A 22,653-nucleotide genomic window follows, 5' to 3' on the forward strand; every position below is an offset into this window, starting at 1 on the left:
ACCACCATGCCCGAGTACAAAGCTCCCCTGCGCGACATGCGCTTTCTGATCGACCACGTCTTCGATTTCCATGGCCGCTATGCCGAACTGGGTGCCAGCGATGCCAGCCCGGACATGGTCAGCGCCATCCTCGAGGAAGGTGCTCGGTTCTGTGAGAATGTGCTGGCGCCGCTCAATCGTCCAGGTGACGAGGAGGGCTGCCATTTCGACAATGGCGTGGTGACTACGCCTACAGGTTTCCGGCAGGCGTTCGCACAGTATGTGGAAGGCGGCTGGCACGGCCTGGCGGCGGACCCAGCGTATGGCGGCCAAGGCCTGCCCAGTTCCCTGGGCCTGGTCATCAGCGAAATGATCGGGTCGAGCAACACTTCCTGGGGCATGTACCCTGGCCTGACCCACGGCGCCATGTCGGCGATCCACGCCCATGGCACCGAGGAACAGAAGCAGACCTATCTCAGCAAACTCACCGCCGGCCAGTGGACCGGTACCATGTGCCTGACCGAAGCCCACTGCGGCACCGACCTGGGCATTATCAAGACCCGCGCGGTGCCCCAGGCTGACGGCAGCTATGCGGTGACCGGCAGCAAGATCTTCATCAGCGCCGGCGAGCACGACATGAGCGACAACATCATCCATCTGGTGCTCGCCAAGCTGCCGGATGCTCCGGCCGGAACCAAGGGCATCTCGTTGTTTATCGTGCCGAAGTTCCTGCCCGACGCCGCAGGCGAGGCCGGGGAGCGCAATGGCGTTTCCTGCGGGTCGATCGAACACAAGATGGGCATCAAGGCCTCGGCGACCTGTGTGCTGAACTTCGACGGCGCCAAGGGGTTCCTGATCGGCGAGGCGAACAAGGGCCTCAACTGTATGTTCACCATGATGAACCATGCCCGCCTCGGCACCGGCATGCAGGGTCTTTGTCTGGGCGAGGCGAGTTTCCAGGGCGCGGTCAGATACGCCAATGATCGTCTGCAGATGCGCTCGCTGACCGGCCCCAAGGCGCCGGAAAAAGCGGCCGACCCAATCATCGTCCACCCTGACGTGCGCAGGATGCTATTGACGATGAAGGCCTTCAACGAAGGCAACCGGGCGCTGACGTACTTCACTGCGCAATTGCTCGACACCGCGCACTTGAGCCGCGACGAAACCGCCCGCCAAGAGGCCGAAGACCTGTTGGCCTTCCTCACGCCTATCTGCAAAGCGTTCATGACCGACACGGGGCTTGAGGTAACCAACCACGGCATGCAGGTTCTCGGCGGCCACGGCTTTATCCGCGAGTGGGGCATGGAACAATTGGTACGCGATTGTCGGATCGCGCCGATCTACGAAGGCACCAACGGCATCCAGGCCTTGGACTTGCTGGGACGCAAGGTGCTGGGCAGCCAAGGCAAGCTGCTGCGCGGGTTTACCAAAATTGTTCATCAGTTCTGCGCCGCCAATACCGGGCATGCGCAACTCCAGGGATACATTGCGCAACTGGACGGGCTTAATCGGCAATGGGGTGATTTGACGACCCAGGTCGGCATGGCTGCCATGAAAAATCCCGATGAGGTGGGGGCCGCCTCCGTGGATTACCTGATGTACAGCAGTTACATCATCCTGGCTTACCTGTGGTTGCGCATGGCGTTGGTGGCTCAGGCGCAACTCGACAGTGGCGATGGCGACGCGGATTTTTGCCAGGCCAAGCTGGCGACTTGTGAATTTTATTTCAAGCGCCTGTTGCCGCGCACGGCCGCTCATCGCTCAGCTGTCGAGGCGGGAAGCGAATGCCTGATGAAGTTGCCGGCGCAGTTGTTTGCGCTTTGAAGGGCTGAAATATCTCCTTGGCGAGGGAGCTTGCTCCGGCTTGAGTGCGTAGCTCTCAAAAAAGGGCTGCTGCGCACCCCAGCGGGAGCAAGCTCCCTCGCCACGATAAAACATCAAATTTCGATCGTGACTAAAAATTACAAAACGGTCATGGGTTGACCCTATGTGTCGCAAAAGTTGTTGGGGTACACTCTGGCCCATTGTGAAACGCTTTCCCACGAACCAATTGTTTAGATCCTGCGAGGTTTGCCATGGCTGACTACAAAGCGCCCCTGCGCGATATGCGCTTCGTCCTCAATGAAGTATTCGAGGTCGCGAAACTTTGGGCTCAATTGCCGGCGCTGGCCGACACTGTGGACGCTGAAACTGTCGAGGCGATTCTTGAAGAGGCCGGCAAGGTCACCAGCAAAAGCGTAGCGCCCCTCAGCCGCGCGGCTGACGAGGAAGGTTGCCACTGGGCTGACGGCGCCGTCACGACCCCGGCAGGTTTCCCACAGGCTTATAAGACTTATGCCGAAGGCGGCTGGGTGGGTGTCGGTGGTGATCCGGCGTATGGTGGCATGGGCATGCCCAAGGCTGTTTCGGCCCAGGTCGAGGAAATGGTCAACTCCGCCAGCCTCTCATTTGGGCTGTACCCGATGCTGACCGCCGGGGCTTGCCTGTCGATCAATGCCCACGCCAGCGAAGCGTTGAAGGCCGCGTACTTGCCGAATATGTACGCGGGCATCTGGGCCGGCTCGATGTGCCTGACCGAGCCTCACGCCGGTACCGACCTGGGGATCATCCGGACCAAGGCTGAACCCCAGGCCGACGGTTCCTACAAAGTCAGCGGCACCAAGATTTTCATCACAGGCGGCGAACACGACCTCACCGAAAACATCATTCACCTGGTGTTGGCGAAGCTCCCGGACGCACCGGCCGGGCCGAAAGGCATCTCGCTGTTCCTCGTGCCGAAATTCATGGTCAATGCCGACGGCAGCCTGGGCGCACGCAACGCAGCCAACTGCGGTTCGATCGAGCACAAGATGGGCATCCAGGCGTCCGCCACCTGCGTGATGAACTTCGACGAAGCGGTAGGTTATCTGGTCGGCGAGCCCAACAAAGGCCTGGCGGCGATGTTCACCATGATGAACTACGAGCGCCTGGGCGTCGGTATCCAGGGCCTGGCCACTGGCGAGCGTTCCTATCAGAACGCTATCGAATACGCCCGCGATCGCCTGCAAAGCCGTTCGCCAACCGGCGCGCAAAACAAAGACAAGATCGCTGACCCGATCATCGTCCACCCGGACGTGCGCCGCATGCTACTGACCATGAAAGCCTCGAACGAAGGTGGCCGCGCATTTTCTACCTACGTGGCGATGCAACTGGATACCGCGAAATTCAGCGAAGACCCAGCCACGCGCAAGCGCGCGGAAGACCTGGTCGCGCTGCTGACGCCGGTGGCCAAGGCTTTCCTGACCGATCTGGGCCTGGAAACCACGGTCCATGGCCAGCAGATCTTCGGCGGTCACGGTTACATCCGCGAATGGGGCCAGGAGCAACTGGTGCGTGACGTGCGCATCACACAGATCTATGAAGGCACCAACGGTATCCAGGCGCTGGATCTGGTAGGGCGCAAGATCGTCGGCAGTGGTGGGGCGTTCTATAAATTGTTCGCCGATGAAATCCGTCATTTCACCGCCACCGCAAGCAACGATTTGTCGGAGTTCACCCAACCGTTGAACGATGCCGTTGGCACGCTGGACGAGCTGACCGAATGGCTGCTCGGTCGGGCAAAAAACAACCCGAACGAAATTGGCGCGGCTTCGGTGGAATACCTGCAAGCGTTCGGCTACACCGCTTATGCCTACATGTGGGCGTTGATGGCCAGGGCGGCCCTGGGCAAGGAAAGCCAGGATGATTTCTACGCAGGCAAGCTGGGCACGGCGCGATTCTACTTCGCCCGCCTGTTACCGCGAATTCATTCGCTGAGCGCTTCGGTGAAGGCGGGCAGTGAGTCGCTGTTCCTCTTGGAGCCGGGTCAGTTCTGAAAACGTGTCGTGATGTAAGCAAATGCTTACATCACGTGCTGGCGATTTCCCTCTATCGGCAGATTGGATCCACGGCTAATCTAGCTTCCATGGACGTAGCGCAGGACGCGCAAAAGTAACAACACGGACACGTAGGATTCTGCCAGGAAGGCGGAGTGAAATGGATGTCAGGGAAACAGTCTGCAAAGCCCCGCTTCGGCGGGGTTTTCTTTTGCCTGCGTTTTTTGTCCGCGCATAACCTTCCCTTTGGGCGCCCCTTGATGGTCCGCACTGAACCCTGACGAGCGGTCAGGTGTCCATGAGCATATGGCAATATGGCCATCGCCAATCAGGGAGTCATCCATGGATATCATTCGCATCATCATCGCCATTCTTCTGCCGCCGCTGGGTGTTTTTCTGCAAGTCGGTTTCGGCGGGGCTTTCTGGCTGAATATTCTGCTGACGCTGTTGGGCTACATCCCGGGCATCGTGCATGCGGTGTACATCATCGCCAAGCGCTGAAAGTTTGCAGCTAGAGGATTGCTCTTGTGGCGAGGGAGCTTGCTCCCGCTGGGTCGCGGAGCGGCCCCAAGCCCTGCGATTGCTGCGCAATCGAGCGGGAGCAAGCTCCCTCGCCACAAGAGCTCGCCACTTTTTATAAGCTCGCTTCTATCACTTTTCGATAAAACAACCACTCATGCTCCAGCGCATGCGCCTGGTTCAACGCCTTGCGAAAGCCGTGGCGCTCGTCCGGGTAGTAGTGCGCCTCCACCGGAACACCGTTGTCTTCCAAGGCCTTGACCATATCGCGGGTTTGCTGCGGCACGACCACGGCATCGAGTTCACCTTGGAAAAAAATCATCGGCGCGCGGATCCGGTCGGCGTGAAGCAACGGCGTGCGGGCCCTGTAGCGTTCGGCGTCCAGCTGTGGATCGCCGATCAGCCAGTCCAGGTAGTCCCCTTCGAATTTGTGTGTCGCGCGGCCCAGGGCAGCGGGGTCGCTGACGCCGTAGAGGCTGGCGCCGGCACGGAATACGTTCCGGAACGCCAAGGCGCAAAGTGTCGTGTACCCACCGGCGCTGCCGCCACGAATGAAGGCGCAGCGGCTATCGATCAAGCCCTGCTCATCCAGATACGCGACAACCGCGCAGGCATCCTCGACATCCACCACGCCCCAGTTCAAATGCAATGCCTGCCGGTAAGCCCGGCCGTAGCCACTGCTGCCGCGGTAGTTGAGATCGGCCACGGCAAAGCCGCGCTGGGTCCAGTATTGGATGCGCGGGTCGAAAATGGGATAGCAGGCCGACGTCGGCCCGCCATGGATAAACACCACCAGCGGCGGTTTAGCCTCGGCGTCCATCGCAGGATAAAAGAACCCGTGGGCCTCGCTTGAAGCGACGGGATAGCGCAAGGTTTGCGGACAGCTGATGTGCTCGGCGGGTAACGGCGAAACGCCGCCGGCCACGATTATGGCTTCGTGGTTTTGTCGTTCAATAGCAATGACCGCCGACGGGCTGGTCGGCGAAGCGGCAATTGCATAAACGAATTGCTCATCCAAGGCCAGGCTGCGAAAGCGGCTGTAGGGTCCGGTGAACTCCTCAATCGCGCCGCTATGGCGCAGGCCCAGCCGGCCAAAACCCGCTTCGGTCCAGCTCGCCAGGTAAATGTCCTCGCCCAGGGGCAGCCACGTACAGCCGCCCAATTGCCAAGGCGCCGGGGCGTGATCGGCTTCGGCGGCAGCCAATGGTTTCAAGAAGCCGGCGTCTTCGACCCAAGGCTGCCAATAACCACCCCGATCCGTCAGGCAATAAAGACGATTCGCCGCGTCGAATCGTGGTTGCTGGATGGACTCATCCTCACCTTGGCCGGCCACGCAGCGCGGCTCACTCCAACCTGCATCGTTACGCTCTGCCAACATCAGTCGCGTGGCCGTCCAGGGTTGATGAGGACGGCTCCATTCGATCCAGGCGAGGCGCTTTTGATCCGGGCTCAGGATCGGCGCGGCGTAGAAATCCGCACCTTCGGCCAGCACCCGTCGCTTAAAATCGGCCAGCCCAATCGACACCAGACGATGCTGATTGGCCTGTTCCTCAACCGCCAGCACTCGCCCCGCGGCGAAGTGCAGGTCGCCATATCGCCTCTCGCCCGAAGTCAGCGCCACGGAACGATCGCCGTCCAATGACTGGTGATACAGCTGTTGGTCGGCCTCGTTGACAAACAGCACGCCGTCATCGCTCAGGCAAAACGACCCGCCACCGTATTCGTAGACCCGACTGCGCGCGCTGAACCCGTCCGGGGTCAGACAGCGGGCCTTGGCATCTTGCCAATGCCAGATCCGGCAGGCGCCATCCGCTGGGCGGTATTCATTCCAGAACAGGCCCAAAGGCCCGAGTTGCAGTTCGGCAAAGTCGATGCCTGCCGCGACAGCCTGGGCGGCGCTGAGCGGATCAGCCTTTAACGATGAGGCGCGAGTTTCGTTCATTGCGAAAGGCCAGTTGTTCAATGGTTTGCGTGGCATGCTCGGCGTCTTCGCGCGCCTGGAGAATCATGCCGTGGTGTTCGGATTTGCTGCACACCGGGTCGGCGTTGCTGGCGTCGCCTGTGAGCATGAACGCCTGGCAGCGGCAGCCGCCGAAATCCTTTTCTTTTTCATCGCACGAGCGGCAGGGCTCGGGCATCCAGTCGTATCCGCGGAAACGGTTGAAGCCGAACGAGTCGTACCAGATGTGCTGCATGCTGTAATCGCGCACATTCGGAAACTGCACCGGCATCTGTCGGGCGCCATGGCACGGCAATGCGGTGCCGTCCGGCGTGACGGTCAGGAAGATGCTGCCCCAGCCGTTCATGCAGGCTTTGGGGCGTTCCTCATAGTAGTCTGGGGTCACGAAGATCAACTTGCACGGATTGCCTTCGGCTTCCAGCTTGGCCCGGTATTCGTTGGTAATGCGTTCGGCCCGCACCAGCTGTTCCCGGGTGGGCAGCAGGCCGACGCGGTTGAGGTGCGCCCAGCCATAGAACTGGCACGTGGCGAGCTCGACGAAGTCGGCTTGCAGGGCGATGCACAGCTCGATGATGCGATCGATCTTGTCGATGTTGTGCCGATGGGTCACGAAGTTCAGCACCATCGGATAGCCGTGGGCCTTCACCGCCCGGGCCATTTCCAGTTTTTGCGCGAAGGCTTTCTTCGAGCCGGCCAGCAAGTTGTTCACCTGCTCATCGCTGGCCTGGAAACTGATCTGGATATGGTCCAGGCCGGCCTTCTTGAAATCGCTGATTTTCTGTTCGGTCAAACCGATACCGGAGGTGATCAGGTTGGTGTAGAAACCCAACTTGCGCGCCTCCCCGATCAGCTCGGCCAGGTCCTGGCGCACCAGCGGTTCGCCACCGGAAAAGCCCAACTGCGCAGCGCCCATCTCCCGGGCCTCGCGGAACACCTTGAACCACTGCTCGGTGCTCAGTTCGTTGCCTTGCTCGGCAAAGTCCAGCGGGTTGGAGCAGTACGGGCATTGCAGCGGGCAGCGATAGGTCAGCTCGGCCAGCAGCCACAACGGCAGGCCGACGGCGGGCTTCTCAGGCAAGGGTGATCCAGTGCTCAGCACGGGCGACCTCCATGAATTGCTCGATGTCGTCACCGAGCTCAGGCACACCGGGAAATTGTTTGTCCAGCTCAGCGATGATCGCCGCCACATCGCGCTCGCCATCGATCAGGCCACCGATCAGCGCAGCGCTGTCGTTCAGCTTGATCATGCCTTCAGGATAGAGCAGCACGTGACCTTTCTGGGCCGGTTCGTACTGAAAGCGATAGCCGGGGCGCCAATCGGGGATTTGGCTGCGATCGAAACTCATAAGGCGATTCCTTTGTGCCAGACCCGTTGGTCGGTCACGGTGTGATAGGGCGGGCGGTTCAGTTCGTAGGCCATGCTCATGGCGTCGAGCATGCTCCAGAGAATGTCGAGTTTGAACTGGAGAATCTCCAGCATGCGTTCCTGGCCTTCACGCGTGGTGTAGTGCTGCAAGGTGATCGCCAACCCGTGCTCCACGTCGCGCCGGGCCTGGCCCAGGCGGGTGCGGAAGTATTCGTAGCCGGCCGGGTCGATCCATGGGTAGTGCTGCGGCCAACTGTCGAGGCGCGACTGGTGGATCTGCGGGGCGAACAGTTCGGTCAGCGAGCTGCTGGCGGCTTCCTGCCAAGAGGCGCGGCGGGCGAAGTTGACATAGGCGTCCACGGCGAAGCGCACACCTGGCAGCACCAGTTCCTGGGAACGCAATTGATCGGGATCGAGGCCCACCGCTTGGCCCAGCCGTAGCCAGGCTTCGATGCCGCCGTCTTCGCCAGGGGCGCCGTCATGGTCAAGCAAACGCTGGATCCACTCGCGGCGGACCTCCCGATCCGGGCAGTTGGCCAGGATCGCGGCGTCCTTGAGCGGAATGTTCACTTGGTAATAGAAGCGGTTCGCGACCCAACCCTGGATCTGCTCGCGTGTGGCACGGCCTTCGTACATCGCCACGTGGTACGGGTGATGGATATGGTAGAAGGCGCCCTTGGCGCGCAAGGCTGCTTCAAATTCTGCGGTGGTCAATGGCGTGTCAGTCATTTCGGGGCCTCCTACAGTTCGATGCTCATGCCGTCGTAGGCGACTTCGACATTGCGTCGCACCAGCTCGGCCCGCTCGGGTGAATCCTCGTCGAGTATCGGGTTGGTGTTGTTGATATGAATAAGGACCTTGCGCTGCTCGGGCAGTTGCTCCAGCACTTCAAGCATGCCGCCAGGGCCGTGCTGCGCCAGGTGGCCCATTTCCCGACCGGTGCGGGTGCCGACGCCACGGCGCTGCATTTCATCGTCGTCCCACATCGTGCCGTCCACCAACAGGCAGTCGCTGCCGGCCATGATGTCCAGCAGCGGACCGTCGACCTTGCCCAGGCCTGGTGCATAGAACAGCTTGCCGCCGGTGCGCAGGTCTTCGACGATCAGCCCGATATTATCGCCCGGGTGCGGGTCGAAGCGGTGCGGGGAATAGGGCGGGGCGGCGCTGCGAAGTGGCAGTGGGGTAAAGCGCAGGCTTGGGCAAGCGGCAATAGTGAAACTCTGATCGAGTTGGATGCGGTTCCAGCTCAGGCCGCCGTTCCAGTGGGTGAGCATGTTGAACAGTGGGAAACCCGTGCTCAGGTCTTCATGGACCATGTCGGTGCACCAGACCTGGTGCGGGCAACCTTCGCGCAGGCTGAGCAGGCCGGTGGTGTGGTCGATCTGGCTGTCCATCAGAATGATCGCGCCGATACCGGTGTCCCGCAGGGCCCGGCCAGGCTGCATCGGGGCAAATCCCTGGAGCTGGGCGCGAATGTCCGGCGAGGCGTTGCACAGCACCCAGCTCACGCCGTCGTCGGAAATCGCGATGGACGACTGGGTACGCGCCTGGGCCCGCAGGCTGCCGTTGCGAAAACCTGCGCAATTGGCGCAGTTGCAGTTCCACTGGGGAAAACCGCCGCCCGCGGCGGAGCCTAGAATCTGGACGAACATGGTCGCTCCATCTGCAAACCGAAAATAAAAACGCCCCGGATGACCGAGGCGTGGTGTTGCGTACTACCGCCTGCAGCAATCAACGGCTGGCGAAGTACATGGTGACTTCGAAGCCGATACGCAGATCGATATATGCGGGTTTGGACCAGGACATGGGAATACTCCTTTGGTTGGGATACTTCGGTTAGATGGTACGGGTGGAACCTATACATATAGTCCACCTCCGCTCGGAGATGTTCAGATGCTTAGGCGGCTATGTTACTAAATCTGACAAATTCCTTCGCCGCGATTCTTTGAGAAAGCTCGTTGCATGGCCGGTAACGATCATCGCACCGCGCGCCAGGGCGTTCCCGGGCACGGCGCGTTGCTCAGGCAGGAACGTCCGCCGAGGGCTTCTTTCAAACGGTGCGCGGCGTCGACCAGTTGTCCGCGTGTCATCGATATTATGACGTCGGGTAACCGTTGCAGGTAGTCCGTTGGACGACCGGCCAGTTTGCCCTGCCAGAGCAGTTCGGCTGCCTGGGCGATGGGCATCGCCGCGCTTTGAATCTGGCTGGCCAAGGCCTGTTGCTGGCTGGTCAGGGTCGAGTCGTCTGGCTGCTGGATCAACTCAGGCAAGGTTTCCAGGAACTGCTCCATATGTTCAGCCAACTGCGCTGCCGAGGCACCGGGTGATTGGGCGCCCAGTAGCAGGCCGGTGCGTCCGTCGATCTGCTTCAAACCACTGAACACCGCATAGCCCAGTTGCAGGTCCACTCGCAGGCGTTGGTAGTACGGGGTTTGGCTCAGATGGGCGAGCAAACGCCACGCAGCCTCGTCGCAAATGTCCTGGGTTGCCGTGGGGCAGAACATCAGTACAGCGTGGTCGTCTCCTGGAGTTTCGAGCGTGTGCCAGGCGCGTCCCGGAGCAGCCACGAGCGTCGACACCGCTTCTTCTCGGGCGATCCCAGGAATTCGCGCCAGAACGGGGCCCAGCGCCACTTGAGTGGCCGCCGCCAGACCGACGGCCAAGCCGTCCCATCGGGCGTTCGTCCAGACGCTCTGATCGCTGTCGGACGATGATGGCGATCGTGGGGTTTGCCGCAAGAGCTCCGGCAATTCACGCAACAGCTGTCGGATCGGTATCAGGGGAGGCTCGCTATTGGCCGGGACTGGCGGCAGCGGCTGGCCCAGTTCCACCAGCAGGTGTTCAAGTACTCGCGGCATCGGTGCCTGCAAGCCGGTCAGTTTCAGCAGGCATTGTTCGTCATGAGTCTCGAAGGTAATGTCCACGCCGGCCTGGCGGGCGTCTTCGCGCAGATCCGCCAATTGCCGATCGAGCCTGCGTTGGTGGCCGGGCGATACGGGGGCCGCCAATAGCCAGCGCAGGTACACCGCGCCTTCCGGCGAGGTATCCGGCAATGCCTGGCTGAACTGCATGGGCGAGCGTTCGCGCCGGCCCCGGCTGCGGTCTTGTGCGAATGTTCGTAAGCCGCGGTGGGCACTGGTTTGGCCGCGAATCAATCCGGCGCGGGGTGGTTCGTTGATGCTTTGCAGAAACGGGTTGGGCGAGGGCAATTGCCACGGTTCGACGGGCTGATCGACGGCGTGTAATTGCTTGAGGATTTCCCTGAGGCGCATCAGGTCGTTTTCCGACAAGGGGCCTTGGCGTCCTTCGCTGTCCCAACGAGCCAGTTGCAGGGCTGCTGCCGTCTCCAGTTGGCGTTGGCGTAGCGCAGTGAACGCCTGGCGAAGTGATGCCCAGTCATCCTGAGCGGCAAAAAAACCCAGCCAATCGCGCAGCAGCGGTTGGATATCAGTCGGCACCTGGTCGCGGTCGTGCTTGAACTCGATGTGAAGCAGTGCCTGACCAGAAAATTCATACAGGGGCACGGCTTTGAGGCTGTCAGCCAGACCGCGTTGGCGCAACGTTGCAAGCAACCCGCCCGGTTTAGGGGCGTTGAGCCAGTGGCAGAGGAAATCCAAGGCTTGGGGCGAGGCGGCAGGCAAGTTTTCGAAGGCGAACAGTACGTCGAGCGAATCTTGCCGGACCTGCTGGTACCCGGTCTCGGTTGCTGCCATGAGCCTCGGCGGTGGCTGCCTGACCTGCGTCCTGCCGGTTGGCAGGCTTTCACCGAACTGAGTGGCCAGCGCCTCCAGGGTCCCGATGCGTTGCGGGCCGGCCAGGCTCAAGGTCATCTGGCCGCTCTGATAGAAACGCTGATAGAAATCGCGCAGCGCGCTCTGGAATTCTGGCTGTGGTACGGCGAGGCTGTCGCGATTGCCCGCATGAAAGCCGCGCAGTGGGTGACCCTTCGACAGTCCTTCATACAAGGCAACCTGCCGCTGGGCCGCCGCATCCTGGGACCAGGCAATAAACTCTGCGTGCAGCACTTCCCGCTCTCGCAACTGGTCGGTCTCATCCAGACGCGGATGGGCCAGCATGTCCGCCAACCGCTCAAGCCCACCGGGCAGGGCGGCAGGTGGCAGCTCCAGGATAAAATCCGTGGTGCGTTCACTGGTACGCGCGTTGACCTGCCCGCCGTGGTCCCGCACGTAGGCCATCAGGTTCTGCCCAGTGGGAAAACGCTCCGTCCCCAGAAAGAAAAGATGTTCAAGAAAGTGCGCCAGCCCCGGCCAGGCCTTGGACGCATCATGGCTACCGGCGGCCACGCGCAACACCGCAGCGCTGCGCTTGAGGCCAGGAGCATGACGCAACGTCAATTTCAGTCCGTTGGACAGGGTTTCGGTATGGGGGCGGAGGGAATCGGGGGCCGGCATGAGCGCTTCCAGGACTGGGATGTGCTCATGCTAGCGGATTAGCCCGGATCAGTGTTTATGCAAGTCGCCGTACAGTGCGGCACGCCGATCGTGCAGGTAGTTGTAGGCTGCCCGCGATTGCTCCATCAATTGCCGATCCAGCTCACCCACAATCAACGCTTCGTCCAGCCCCGCCAACGCCGGACGGCTGCCGTTCGGGGCGGCAATGCTGCTCTGACCGCAATACTGCAACTCACCTTCGTGGCCGCAATAGTTGGCATAGGCCACGAAACATTGGTTCTCGATGGCCCGGGCGCGCACGGTGACGTCGGCGATGAACTCGTACGGATGCATGTTGGCGGTGGGTACCAGGATAAGCTCGGCGCCGGCCAGCGCCAGGCGCCGGGCATTTTCTGGAAACTCCAGGTCATAGCAGATCAGGAAGCCGAGCTTCCAACCGTTGAGCTCCACGATCGGCAACGCTGAGTCGCCCGCGCTGAACATCGTGCGGTCGAGGTCGCCGAACAAATGACTCTTGCGATAATTGGCCAGGCGCTCGCCGTGGGCGTCGATCAATTGGACCGAATTGTAGATCTGCCCATCTTCGCTGCGCTCCGGGTAACCATAGAGAATGGCCAGGCCGGCCGCCTTGGCGATGCGGCCGATTTGCTGCGCCCATTCGCCGTTGTAGACCTCGGCCAGTACATTCACCGCATCGACCCCAATGTTGTAGCCAGTCAAGAACATCTCCGGCAACACCAGCACATCGGCACCCCTGGCTTCCAGCGCGACCTGGTGCAGTCGCTGCAGGTTGCCGGCCGGTTCCATGGGCAGCGGTGGGCATTGGTAAAGGGCTACGCGCATCGACAACTCCTTATTCGGGCAAGGCGATCGGACCGATTTCGTCGAACACATCGCCTGGCCCCGGGTTCTCGGGGTGAGTTTCACCGCCGAAATGTTTCATGATCCCCCACACGGCATTGAGCGAGGTCTGGACCGCGCCTTCTACCCAGGCGGGTGTCCATGAGACGTCATCACCGGCGATAAAGATCCCTTTTTGTTCAGCCGGCATGTCGTCTTGCATGAAGTGTGCATACATGCGTTGGTTGTATCGGTAGTGGCCCGGCAGGGCGCCTTTGAATGCACCGAGGAAATAGGGGTCGGCTTCCCAGGAAACTGTGATCGGATCGCCAATGATCCGCGCGGCGATGTCGACGTTCGGATAGATTTTTTTCAGCGCATCAAGCGCCAGTCTCACGCGTTTTTCCACGGGATACGGCAGCATTTTCAACGCATCGCTCATCCATGAGTAGGACAGGCAGATGACGCCTGGCTTGTCGTCGCCGTTGTCGAACAGGTAAGTGCCGCGAGTCAGCCGGTCGGTGAGGGTCATGCTCATCAAGTCGCGGCCGGTCTGCGGGTCCTTGTCCTTCCAGAAGGGCCGGTCGACCATCACGAATGTCTTCGATGCTTGCATGTAGCGGGTGCGGTCCAGGGCCATCCACATTTTTTGCGAGAACAGCGCTTCTTCACATTCGATCTGGGTGGTCAGCAGCCAAGTCTGGCACGTCACCAGCACGGCGGCGTATTCCCGGGTGTCACCCCAGACGTCGGTCACGGTGAAGCGGTCGTTATCGGCACGGGCAATGCGCTTCACGCCGCTGCGAGGCGCGCCCAGGTGCAACGAATTCAGGCTGGTGCCTTCCGGCCAATGCACGCAGCGCTCTGGCACGTGTTTCCAGATTCCGTGGGGGACCTGCTCGACGCCGCCGACCACCAGGTGCTGATGATCGTCGCAGTTGGTCATCACCACGCGAAAGATTTCGAGCATCGAGTTGGGAAAGTCCGAGTCCCAGCCGCCAGTGCCGAAACCAACCTGGCCGAACACTTCGCGATGCTGGAACGAGAGCTTGGCGAAGGCCTTGGACGTAGCGACAAAGTCGTAGAAGGTGCGGTCATCCCACAGCGGCACCAGGGTGTTCCACAGCTCCTTGAGACGCGGGACGTCGCGGTCGCGGATCGCTTGCTGGATATCGCCGAAGCGCGAGCCAGCCTCCAATGCGTCGGCCCAGGCGTCGGCCACTTCTTGGAATAACGCCGGAAGGTCAGCCATGCTTTCTGCGTAATAGGTCTGCCCTTCAAGGTCGATGACCGTGCTGCCCGAGGCCGACGTCAACGGGTTGGGAAAGGGTTTTGTCTCCAGGCCCAGCTTGTCGACGTAGTGGTAGAACGCCGTGGACGACACTGGGAAACGCATGCCGCCGAGTTCGGCGACGATACCTTCGGCGCCGTTGAACGCTTGGGAGCGCAGGCGTCCGCCCAGCTTCGACGCCTCGTACACCACCGGTTTGAGGCCCATTTTCATCAGCTCGTAAGCCGCCACCAGGCCGGCGATCCCGGCGCCGACAATCGCTACCTCGGCGCCGTGATTGTGCTTCGGAATCATGCCCAGGCCAGCTGGGTGTTCGATCCAGTCGTCAAAGGCGAAGGGAAAGTCCGGTCCGAAAATGGTGATGGGTTTCTTGCCGTTGGCAGGGTGGCGATTGTTCTTGTTCATGGCTGACCTTGGTAGGCGACTCGGCGCGGTGTTCGCGTCTGAGTATAGGAAAGATGCCAGCCATTCTAGAGAGCATGAAACACGTTAATAAGACGCAATGTGTCGTCGTTTTGTACGTATCGCCGTCATTTTCACTGGCTAGATAGGCTTAATGACGAAACCAGCTCTTGTAGGAGCGAGCCTGCTCGCGATAGCGGGCCGTCAGCCCGTGCAAATGTTGACTGATCCGCCGCCATCGCGAGCAGGCTCGCTCCCACAGGATTTTGGGCAGGTTCTAGACGGGATGCCCCCGGTCGATCTTGCTGCTGAGAATGATCGAAGTGGTGGTTTTCTCCACCCCGTCCACGCTGCCGATCTGGTCCAGCAGTTGATCCAGCTGTTCCGGCGAGTCGGTGCGCAGCCAGGCCACGTAATCGAACTCGCCGCTCACCGCGCACAACTGCTGGACCTGGGCCATCGCACTCAAGCGCCGCAATACGTCTTTACCCGAGCGTGGCTGGACCTTTATGCCGACGTAAGCCTGCAAACCGCCATCGATCACTCGCTGCCCCAGACGCACGCCGTATCCGGTGATGATCTTGGATTTTTCCAGTCGAGCCAGGCGCGAGGTCACGGTCGTGCGGGCGATGCCCAACTGCCGGGCAAGCACGGCGACGCTTTCCCGGGCGTTGATTTGCAGCGCCGCGATCAGCTGGCGATCAATTTCGTCGAGGACGGGAGGGCGGGTATCAGTCAAGGTCAGCTCCGGCGCAGGCATCATTGGCGGGCATGTTACAGGCTCCGGCGTTCGAAGTAGCTGATGGCAGGCAAGGCCAGCGCTTGCCAGGCTGGGGCGAGGTGCGCTTGCGAAGACCTGAGCCAGAGGCCGTCCTCGCCGATCAGTTGTTCCGCGGGCAGCAGCAGCAAATCGTCGAGCGTAAACGACTGCGCCGCGCCTCGATCCTCATCGTCTTCGGTTTCCCAGTCGCGTTCGAAACACCGGACCCGCAGCTTTTCTTCATCGAAGCCTTCGAACTCGGGCCGATTGCCCAGCCATCGCGGATGAATCCGCAGCGTGTGCGCCTGGACATCGAGAAGCATCAGTTGCCAGCCCCGATAACTTCCGCACAGCTGCGCCACGTCAGTTGCCATGCGGGTCAGGGCCAGGTAGCGGCCATCCGAGGACCAGATCATCGAAGGGGCCAGATCGACCAAGGCGCAGCCTGAAGCCGTCAGCAGATAACCGCCAAGCCGCGGCGTACCGGCGCGCACCCAGCTGTCGGCATATTCGGTCTCGCTGCCGAACAGCCAGGCGGCGTCCCGATGAGTCGGCGCGGGCTGGATGAAATCGCCATCGGCAGTCGCCGCCTGCGGCCGATCCACCAAGCGCCATGGGGGGATGACGCTCAGTTGCGAGTCTGTGGGCTGCAACTGCACCGTGTTATAGAACAGCCGGGATTGCTCGTTGGGGCGACAGAAAGACGCGTCGCTGCCGACCTCTGGCGCCGCGACATTGAAGCGCCGGAGCGGGCTGCTCTGCAGATCATTGTCGAGACGACCTACGACCACCGCCAGACTCAACCGACCATCGCGAAAGTCGAGGATCCGTTCTACCCACATGGCGGGCCCTTTCAGCAGGCGCCGCTCTTGCACGTCGGCCACCACTGCATGGGTGGCAACGGTCGTTGCCCCTCCAAAAGGCAGCAGCGCCAGGTAGCGACCACAATCCGAGGCGCGATGATCCAGCAGCCAGCGTTCCGGCAGGAGCCAGTCACCGATCTGGCAGCGATAGCCACCAAGCCCTTCGCGATTGTCACCCTGCCAGCTCAGGCGCGCGCTTGTGCCGCCCAGCAGCGCTTGTGTCTCGATGTGCGAATCGCCCCGGCGGCCCGGGCTGTCCAATGGCATGACGATGGCCATGCGCGTCAGCTTGAACTCGCCCACCTGCACCCGACCCTGAATGTCGTGGCCCGTCTGGGTCTCGGTATCGCTGTGGATACTGTCCAAGCGGTAGCCATACTGGCCGGAACCCGGTCGTGGATAGTCGAGGTAAGCGTCGATATGCACCTGGCCTGCATCGAGCTTCAGCAAGTCATGCCAATAAAAAGACGGTTCGGTGGTGCTCTTGATCCAAGGCAAGGGCAGGTCGCGCCAGCCTTTGTCCACTTGCCACGACCAATACCGTTCGCCTTGCGCCTCGTTGGCCTGTTCCCCGGCCAGGCACACCAGGGCGCGGTGATCGGTGCTCCACACCAATGGCGCATCGGCGGTCATCAAGAGCCCGGACGGCTGCCCATTGATGCTGACGGCATAGCGCGGCGAATACAGTGGCTCCAGGGGTCGGTCCAAATCGCGCAGCGTAGCCGGCAAGATGATGTTGCCAGCCAGGCATTGTCGACCATCAGCGGACGGACGTTCGAAGGTAGGCTGGAGATTGTCCGGGTGCAGGCCAGGCTCCAGCCAAAGATCCGCGACGGGAATCAGGTCGACTGCCTCTGCGGTTTGTAGCAGCTTTTCCAGGCGAACCTGACGGACGCCGTTATCGACCAATGGGCTGTAGCGGCCGCTCAGTTGATCAGAATCAAAAGCGTCCAGCTCCCAGAATTCGCTTTCGGCGCAGCGGTATAAGGTGCGCTGCTGGCGGTCGAGAATGACCAGTCCCCAGTCCTGCCGTGACGGCACCGGCGCGGCAAAATAGCGCCCTTCGCTGGAAAACACCGCCGAAGAGCCGATCCCTTGCAAAAGTACGCCGTCTGGAAACAAGTAATCGCAATACACAGGACCGCCCATGGCGATTTCACTGTGGTTGAACACCCGGATTGGCTCGCCTTCCGGGGTCAGAAGCGGCTCGTTACCGCCCCAGGCGCTTGGCCCCTTGGTGGAAACCGGTGCCAACCCAAGGCGCCGCTCCCATTTGCTGACACAGGCGAGCCCGACAATGATGGCGATGATCGCCACGAGAATGCCCCACCACTCCGGCAGCGCCCGGCCCAGGCTGAAGCCCAGGCCAAATACGGCACCCACCGTCAGCCTCGCGATGCCCCGGCCCATCGTCAGAGCGCCCAGGCGCGCGGCGAGGCCCATCAGCGACCCTAGGAAAATCACTGCCAGCAAGGCCAGCGGCGGGGGCAGAACGGTAACGAAAAAGGCTGGCACCACGAGGATGGCGAGTTGCCAGAAGAGTTCGAGGAACAGGCGGGACAGGCTGGGAGTGGCGATGATGGAGGTCTCTCGAAGGCCGGGGTTTGCAATTGTAAGTGAGCCGCACTGAAAAAAACGACGGGTCGAGGCTAACCGGCTTCATGAGGATTTTCGGAATGGCCTGACATACACGGCCCGGTATCTCTGCTGCAATTGCGTTCCGCTATGAACTGCTTTGCAGTCTTGGGAAACAAGATGGGATCGTTAAAAGATTTTTACTGGAAGCGTTGGGTCAAGAGACACCGGTGCAAGCTTGCTGGCGGCCTCCAATCGCTGAGCAGGAGGACAAAGCTGACCCTGGAGGAGGGCGTTGCCCTTGGGCACGTCGACATTGACTCGCCGCGTCTCGCGATCGGCGCCCACACTTATATCCGCAGTGGCAGCCATCTATCCCTGGTGGCATCGATCGGTCGCTTTTGCTCAATGGGCACTGGCGTGGTGATAGGCCAGGAAAAGCACACGCATCCCACCGATTGGCTCAGCTCTCATCCTTTCCAATACACGGCTTCCCCGCTGAGTTACCGTGCCAGGACCCAAATGGCCACGATTGGCCACGACGTCTGGGTGGGCAGCCATGCCATGGTCATGGAGGGCGTCAACGTCGGCACGGGCGCGGTGATTGCAACCCGGGCAGTCGTGGCTGGGGATGTGCCGGCCTACGCAATCGTAGCGGGCGTCCCGGCCAAGGTAGTGCGGTTCAGGCACGCTCCTGATGTTATCGAGCGCCTGTTGGCGAGTCGGTGGTGGGAAATCGAGGTGGAGGAATTGAAGACGCTGCCCCTCGACGAACCTGAAACCTGCCTGGAGCTGCTGGAGCGCAAAGCTCCGGTGGCTGCTCAGTACCGAAAAATCAGCGTGACACGTAAGGGTTGTCGCGCGGGGGAAATGATGACCGTGACGTAGTGCTTGCGATTGATGGTTGTACGCTTTTTTCTGGCCCCGACAAGTCAAGATGATGACCGTCAGGAAAAGCAAAAGCCGCGCAATGCGCGGCTTTCGAATTGGTGGGCCCACACGGACTCGAACCGTGGACCAAAGGATTATGAGTCCTCTGCTCTAACCAACTGAGCTATGGGCCCTCAGTAGGCCGCGGATTATAGCGACGGTTTCTCGGCTGTGCTATCCGAAAAATCCGATACGGTTACACGCAGAAACGTTGCGGCGAACTCTTCGGCGCACAGGGGCAGGCTGACAATGTAGCCCTGGATCTGTTCGCAGCCCTCCTCGGCGAGGAATTGTTGTTGGGCCAGGGTTTCGACGCCTTCGGCGATGATGGTGAATTGCATGCTGCGACCCAGGGCGATAATTGCCCGTACGATGGCCGCGTCGTGGGGGTCATCGGGCAGGCCGCGGACGAAGGATTGGTCGATCTTGAGGATATCCAGCGGCAGGCGCTTGAGGTAGCTGAGTGAGGAATAGCCGGTGCCGAAGTCGTCGATGGCCAGTTGCACACCGAGTTTTTTCAACTGGTGCAACACTGCCAGGGCTTCTTCGGCCTGGCTCATGATGAAGTTTTCGGTAATCTCCAGTTGCAATAAGCCCGGTTCGAGATGGTTTTCCCGCAAGAGTTGTTCGATACGACCCAGCAGGTTGGGTTGGCGCAGTTGGACGCCAGCCAGGTTCACTGACAGCGGGCCGAGGCTTTCGTGAGTGCAATTCCATTCGCATAGCTGTCGGCAGGCGGTCTCTAGCACCCAGTCGCCGATCTGCAGGATCATCCCGTTTTCTTCGGCCAGTGGGATGAAGTGTTCCGGGGGCACGTCGCCGAACGTCGGATGGGTCCAGCGAATCAGTGCCTCGGCGCCCACCAGGCTGTTGTCGACCAGGCTGATTTTTGGCTGGAAAGACAACGACAACTCGTTGCGCTCGATCGCCCGTCGCAGTTCGTGTTCCAGCGCCACGCGCTCGCTGGCTTGGGCCGTGAGGTCGCGGGTGTAGCTTTCTACCCGGTTGCGCCCCTTGGCTTTGGATCGGTACATCGCCGCGTCGGCATTCTTGACCAGCGTGGCCACGTCGCAGCCATCCTGAGGATACAGGCTGGTACCAATGCTGGCGCTGATGAAAAACTCGTGTTCACCTGCCTGGAAAGGCGCGCCAAAACAGTTCAGGAGTTTTTGGGCGATGTGCTCGGCGTCGCTGGGCTGTTGCAGGCCAGGCAGCAGGATGATGAACTCGTCGCCTCCCAGGCGCGCCACTGTGTCGATGTCCCGTAGCTGCTCGCGCAGCCGTACGGCGATGCCCTTTAGCAGCAGGTCACCGACCGGGTGCCCGAGGCTGTCGTTGATGTGTTTGAAACGGTCCAGATCAAGGAACAACACTGCGCCTTGTCCCCCGTTTTCCTGCTGGCTGTTCAGGGCGGTCAGCAAGCGGCTTTCGAACAAGGTGCGATTCGGAAGGCCGGTGAGCGGGTCGTGGTGTGCCTGGTAATCGAGTCGGGCCTGGGCGTGCTTGAGGCTTGAAATATCGGCAAAAACCGCAACGAAGTGAGTGATTTGATGGCCCCGGTTGCGAACGGCGCTGATGGTTAGCCAGCTGGGGTACAGTTCCCCGTTTTTACGTCGGTTGGAAATCTCTCCTTGCCAATGACCCTCCGCCGTCAGCTGATGCCACATTGCCGCATAGAAGGCACTGTCATGTAGGCCGGAGGCCAGTAAGCGGGGGGTGTGGCCCAATGCTTCGCTTTCGCTATAGCCGGTGATTTCGGTGAAGGCGCGGTTGACGGCGTTGATGTGCTGTTGCGTGTCGGTGATCAGGACGCCCTCGGCGGTGCTTTCGAACACGGTGGCTGCCTGTTGCAGTTTTTCCTGCATGAAGTGGCGCTCAGTGATGTCCCGGGCGATGGTCAGCATGCAGTCTTCATTGCCGATGGGCAGGGGACGGCTGGACACCTCGCAGAGCCGGATCTGCCCATCGTTGCGGCGGATATGGCAGCTGAAATCCTTGACGAAACCGTCCCGTTGCAGCAGGTCGAGCATCTGTTTGCGTTCGTTGAGGTTGACCCAGATGCCGAGGTCCAGCGTGGAGCGATCCACCGACAGGGCGCTGTTGAAACCGGTGATGCGACTGAAGCCCTCGTTGACTTCTATCAGCAGGCCGTCGCTTTGCCGGGACAGCAACAGGCCGTCGGGCGAGGCATGAAAAGCCTTGGCGAATTTTTCTTCGGAGGTCTGCAGTTGTTGTTGGGTTTCCTTGAGTTGGCTGATGTCGCGCACGACCACCACCAGGGCGGGGGTGGTGTCGAGATCGAAGGGTTCGGCCGAGATCAGGCCGGTAAACACCTGGCCGTTGCTGCGTCGAAAGGGCATTTCGAGGTTGCGGATGCTTCCGGCCTGCAAACGCTGCAACAGGCTTGGCCCGACGCCTTGGATGCCCCAGATGTCCAGGTCCGTAGTGTTTTTGCCAATCACCTGGTCGGCACTGATGCCGATCTGTTCCTCGAAAGCTTTGTTCACTTCCAGCAGGCAGCCGTCCTGCAGGCGCGCAATCACCAGGATGTCGGGGCACTGGCGAAACACCGAGGCGAATTTTTGTTCGGAAAGACGTAACGCTTCCTCGGTGTGCTTGGCTTCACTGATGTCGATCATCAAGCCACGCATCAGCGGCTCGTGGCCGTGCTGGATGAGGCTGACGATATCCCTGACCCAGAGGCAGCGACCATCAGCAGTGATAACCCGGTAATCGACGCAGTGATCGCGGCCGGCAAGCACTTCGTGGTCGCAATAAGTCTGGGCGCGTATGAGGTCTGCCGGGTGGATGATGTTGCGCCAGAAGCCAGGAATGAGCCAATGGGCGAGAGGGTAGCCGAGCAGCTCTTCGGCGTGGGGCGACACGTAGCTGTAGGTGAAATCGCTGACCCTCGCTTCCCATGCGATGGCCGAAAGGCTCTCGACCAATCCCCGATAATGGTATTCGCTGCTGCGCAGTTCCTGTTCAAGATCGACTCGCCGGGCTATTTCCGAGCTGAGGCGACGATTGATGCGAATCACCACGGCCAGGATGCCGCCCAGCAGAAGCATTCCGGGCAGGCCGTAAAGCAGCAGATCTGACCAGAGTTGACGATAATCGCGCACATTGCCGATCCACTTTTCCTGGATCTCGCTGATTTCGGCTGACGTCATGTCTGCCATCACTTTGTCCAGAATGCCCACGAGAATCTTGTTTTCCTGGGGGACGGCCATCGCCAATTGATACCGGTAAGGCGTTTCCCCGCTTACATAAAGCCCATCGAGTTTGAGCTGGCGCAGGCTCCAGACGCTTGAAGCAAGGTCACCCACCACGGCATCCACCTGATCCGTCGCCAGCGCCTGCAAGGCCGAGCTGACGTTGGGCAGGGCAACCAGATTCAGGTCGGGATGGTGATTGCGCAACAACTCGTGGGGGGCATAGTTTTCCACCACGGCGATCTTCAAGCCGTACAAGTCCTCCAGCCTGCGCGGTTGGGCGCCCCCGTGATGGGCGAGGATGACAATCGGGAAATCCAGGTAGGGACGGGTAAAAGCCAGATAATTCTGGCGTTCGGGGGTGGACATGATGCCCGGCAAAAGATCGATTTTGCCCTGTGCGACCTGCTCCAGCACCACGGTCCAGCTCACTGGCTCGATGGGCGTCAATGTAATCGCCAATCGCTGGCGAATGATATCGACGTAATCGGCAGCCAGGCCTTGGTAGCGCCCCTGATCGTCGCGGAATTCGAACGGCGGCCATGAGGCATCGACACCCAGGCGCAGGTCGGGGTGGTCCTTGAGCCAGCGGCGCTCTTCGTCGGTGAGCGTCAACGCGCCGGCCGTCGCGGTCCATGTCATCAGTGACAGCAAAAGCACGGCCGTCAGTCTGGGCATCACGGTCTC

General features: G+C 60.9%; 16 protein-coding genes and 1 tRNA gene. 4 read left to right on the forward strand and 13 right to left on the reverse strand.

All coding sequences use genetic code 11. From position 1 onward, the window contains the following. Positions 1–6: 6 nt before the first annotated feature. The 3 genes from J3P92_RS02750 to J3P92_RS02760 all read left to right on the forward strand — a co-directional run bounded on the left by J3P92_RS02750 (position 7) and on the right by J3P92_RS02760 (position 4,334). A complete protein-coding gene (locus J3P92_RS02750; protein ID WP_434649855.1) occupies positions 7–1,803 on the forward strand; it encodes an acyl-CoA dehydrogenase C-terminal domain-containing protein in 1,797 nt (598 codons plus the stop codon). Between the two features lie 251 nt (positions 1,804–2,054). Then, the gene (locus tag J3P92_RS02755; RefSeq protein ID WP_434649857.1) at positions 2,055–3,833 is read left to right on the forward strand and encodes an acyl-CoA dehydrogenase C-terminal domain-containing protein; all 1,779 of its coding nucleotides are present in this window, start codon (positions 2,055–2,057) and stop codon (positions 3,831–3,833) included. A gap of 342 nt (positions 3,834–4,175) precedes the next feature. Next, positions 4,176–4,334, forward strand: a complete 159-nt coding sequence (locus J3P92_RS02760) for a YqaE/Pmp3 family membrane protein (RefSeq protein ID WP_038436734.1) — start codon at positions 4,176–4,178, stop codon at positions 4,332–4,334. Positions 4,335–4,467: 133 nt separating this feature from the next. On the opposite strand, the gene J3P92_RS02765 is transcribed toward J3P92_RS02760, so the two are convergent. The 11 genes from J3P92_RS02765 to J3P92_RS02815 all read right to left on the reverse strand — a co-directional run bounded on the left by J3P92_RS02765 (position 4,468) and on the right by J3P92_RS02815 (position 17,689). Continuing rightward, entirely contained in the window at positions 4,468–6,294 is a 1,827-nt protein-coding gene (locus tag J3P92_RS02765; protein WP_434649859.1) for an alpha/beta hydrolase family protein, read from the reverse strand. Next, a complete protein-coding gene (gene pqqE / locus J3P92_RS02770) occupies positions 6,260–7,390 on the reverse strand; it encodes a pyrroloquinoline quinone biosynthesis protein PqqE (protein ID WP_434649861.1) in 1,131 nt (376 codons plus the stop codon). Before pqqE ends, J3P92_RS02765 begins: the two co-directional genes overlap by 35 nt. Next, positions 7,383–7,658 carry a pyrroloquinoline quinone biosynthesis peptide chaperone PqqD gene (gene pqqD / locus J3P92_RS02775; RefSeq protein ID WP_420764897.1) on the reverse strand — a complete coding sequence of 92 codons (276 nt, stop codon included), beginning with the start codon at positions 7,656–7,658 and terminating at the stop codon, positions 7,383–7,385. The genes pqqE and pqqD overlap by 8 nt, the downstream gene beginning before the upstream one ends. Then, positions 7,655–8,407, reverse strand: a complete 753-nt coding sequence (gene pqqC / locus J3P92_RS02780) for a pyrroloquinoline-quinone synthase PqqC (protein ID WP_434609184.1) — start codon at positions 8,405–8,407, stop codon at positions 7,655–7,657. The genes pqqD and pqqC overlap by 4 nt, the downstream gene beginning before the upstream one ends. A gap of 11 nt (positions 8,408–8,418) precedes the next feature. Then, positions 8,419–9,330, reverse strand: a complete 912-nt coding sequence (pqqB, locus tag J3P92_RS02785) for a pyrroloquinoline quinone biosynthesis protein PqqB (RefSeq protein ID WP_434609186.1) — start codon at positions 9,328–9,330, stop codon at positions 8,419–8,421. Between the two features lie 79 nt (positions 9,331–9,409). Further along, on the reverse strand, positions 9,410–9,484 hold the full coding sequence (pqqA, locus tag J3P92_RS02790; RefSeq protein ID WP_003177660.1) for a pyrroloquinoline quinone precursor peptide PqqA: 75 nt from the start codon (positions 9,482–9,484) through the stop codon (positions 9,410–9,412). Between the two features lie 170 nt (positions 9,485–9,654). Further along, the gene (pqqF, locus tag J3P92_RS02795; protein ID WP_434649863.1) at positions 9,655–12,090 is read right to left on the reverse strand and encodes a pyrroloquinoline quinone biosynthesis protein PqqF; all 2,436 of its coding nucleotides are present in this window, start codon (positions 12,088–12,090) and stop codon (positions 9,655–9,657) included. Positions 12,091–12,138: 48 nt separating this feature from the next. Continuing rightward, positions 12,139–12,933: a carbon-nitrogen hydrolase family protein gene (locus J3P92_RS02800; RefSeq protein WP_420764893.1), complete on the reverse strand. Its 795-nt coding sequence runs from the start codon at positions 12,931–12,933 to the stop codon at positions 12,139–12,141. A gap of 10 nt (positions 12,934–12,943) precedes the next feature. Further along, positions 12,944–14,626, reverse strand: a complete 1,683-nt coding sequence (locus tag J3P92_RS02805; protein ID WP_420764892.1) for a flavin monoamine oxidase family protein — start codon at positions 14,624–14,626, stop codon at positions 12,944–12,946. Positions 14,627–14,900: 274 nt separating this feature from the next. After that, entirely contained in the window at positions 14,901–15,362 is a 462-nt protein-coding gene (locus J3P92_RS02810; protein ID WP_434649865.1) for an Lrp/AsnC family transcriptional regulator, read from the reverse strand. Positions 15,363–15,397: 35 nt separating this feature from the next. Next, on the reverse strand, positions 15,398–17,689 hold the full coding sequence (locus tag J3P92_RS02815) for a hypothetical protein (protein WP_434649867.1): 2,292 nt from the start codon (positions 17,687–17,689) through the stop codon (positions 15,398–15,400). A 312-nt stretch (positions 17,690–18,001) separates the two neighbouring features. Here J3P92_RS02815 and J3P92_RS02820 point away from each other — a divergent pair, with 312 nt between their 5' ends. Then, positions 18,002–18,709: a CatB-related O-acetyltransferase gene (locus J3P92_RS02820; protein ID WP_434651088.1), complete on the forward strand. Its 708-nt coding sequence runs from the start codon at positions 18,002–18,004 to the stop codon at positions 18,707–18,709. Positions 18,710–18,808: 99 nt separating this feature from the next. Here J3P92_RS02820 and J3P92_RS02825 read toward each other — a convergent pair. After that, a tRNA-Ile gene (locus J3P92_RS02825) sits at positions 18,809–18,885 on the reverse strand. Between the two features lie 15 nt (positions 18,886–18,900). Next, complete coding sequence (locus tag J3P92_RS02830; RefSeq protein ID WP_420764888.1) at positions 18,901–22,644, reverse strand: bifunctional diguanylate cyclase/phosphodiesterase; 3,744 nt, start codon at positions 22,642–22,644, stop codon at positions 18,901–18,903. Positions 22,645–22,653: the final 9 nt, after the last annotated feature.

This window comes from Pseudomonas sp. D3-27, assembly GCF_051132165.1.
In the GTDB taxonomy this organism is placed as follows: Bacteria; Pseudomonadota; Gammaproteobacteria; order Pseudomonadales; family Pseudomonadaceae; genus Aquipseudomonas.

Excerpts from the sequence above, each read along its gene's own strand:
- J3P92_RS02820 (WP_434651088.1), top strand. The coding sequence starts at position 18,002 with ATGGGATCGTTAAAAGATTTTTACTGGAAGCGTTGGGTCAAGAGACAC.
- pqqB (WP_434609186.1), bottom strand. The coding sequence starts at position 9,330 with ATGTTCGTCCAGATTCTAGGCTCCGCCGCGGGCGGCGGTTTTCCCCAG.
- pqqD (WP_420764897.1), bottom strand. The coding sequence starts at position 7,658 with ATGAGTTTCGATCGCAGCCAAATCCCCGATTGGCGCCCCGGCTATCGC.
- J3P92_RS02750 (WP_434649855.1), top strand. The coding sequence starts at position 7 with ATGCCCGAGTACAAAGCTCCCCTGCGCGACATGCGCTTTCTGATCGAC.
- J3P92_RS02755 (WP_434649857.1), top strand. The coding sequence starts at position 2,055 with ATGGCTGACTACAAAGCGCCCCTGCGCGATATGCGCTTCGTCCTCAAT.
- J3P92_RS02815 (WP_434649867.1), bottom strand. The coding sequence starts at position 17,689 with ATGGGCCTCGCCGCGCGCCTGGGCGCTCTGACGATGGGCCGGGGCATC.
- pqqF (WP_434649863.1), bottom strand. The coding sequence starts at position 12,090 with ATGCCGGCCCCCGATTCCCTCCGCCCCCATACCGAAACCCTGTCCAAC.
- J3P92_RS02765 (WP_434649859.1), bottom strand. The coding sequence starts at position 6,294 with ATGAACGAAACTCGCGCCTCATCGTTAAAGGCTGATCCGCTCAGCGCC.
- J3P92_RS02760 (WP_038436734.1), top strand. The coding sequence starts at position 4,176 with ATGGATATCATTCGCATCATCATCGCCATTCTTCTGCCGCCGCTGGGT.
- J3P92_RS02830 (WP_420764888.1), bottom strand. The coding sequence starts at position 22,644 with ATGCCCAGACTGACGGCCGTGCTTTTGCTGTCACTGATGACATGGACC.
- J3P92_RS02800 (WP_420764893.1), bottom strand. The coding sequence starts at position 12,933 with ATGCGCGTAGCCCTTTACCAATGCCCACCGCTGCCCATGGAACCGGCC.
- pqqC (WP_434609184.1), bottom strand. The coding sequence starts at position 8,407 with ATGACTGACACGCCATTGACCACCGCAGAATTTGAAGCAGCCTTGCGC.
- J3P92_RS02805 (WP_420764892.1), bottom strand. The coding sequence starts at position 14,626 with ATGAACAAGAACAATCGCCACCCTGCCAACGGCAAGAAACCCATCACC.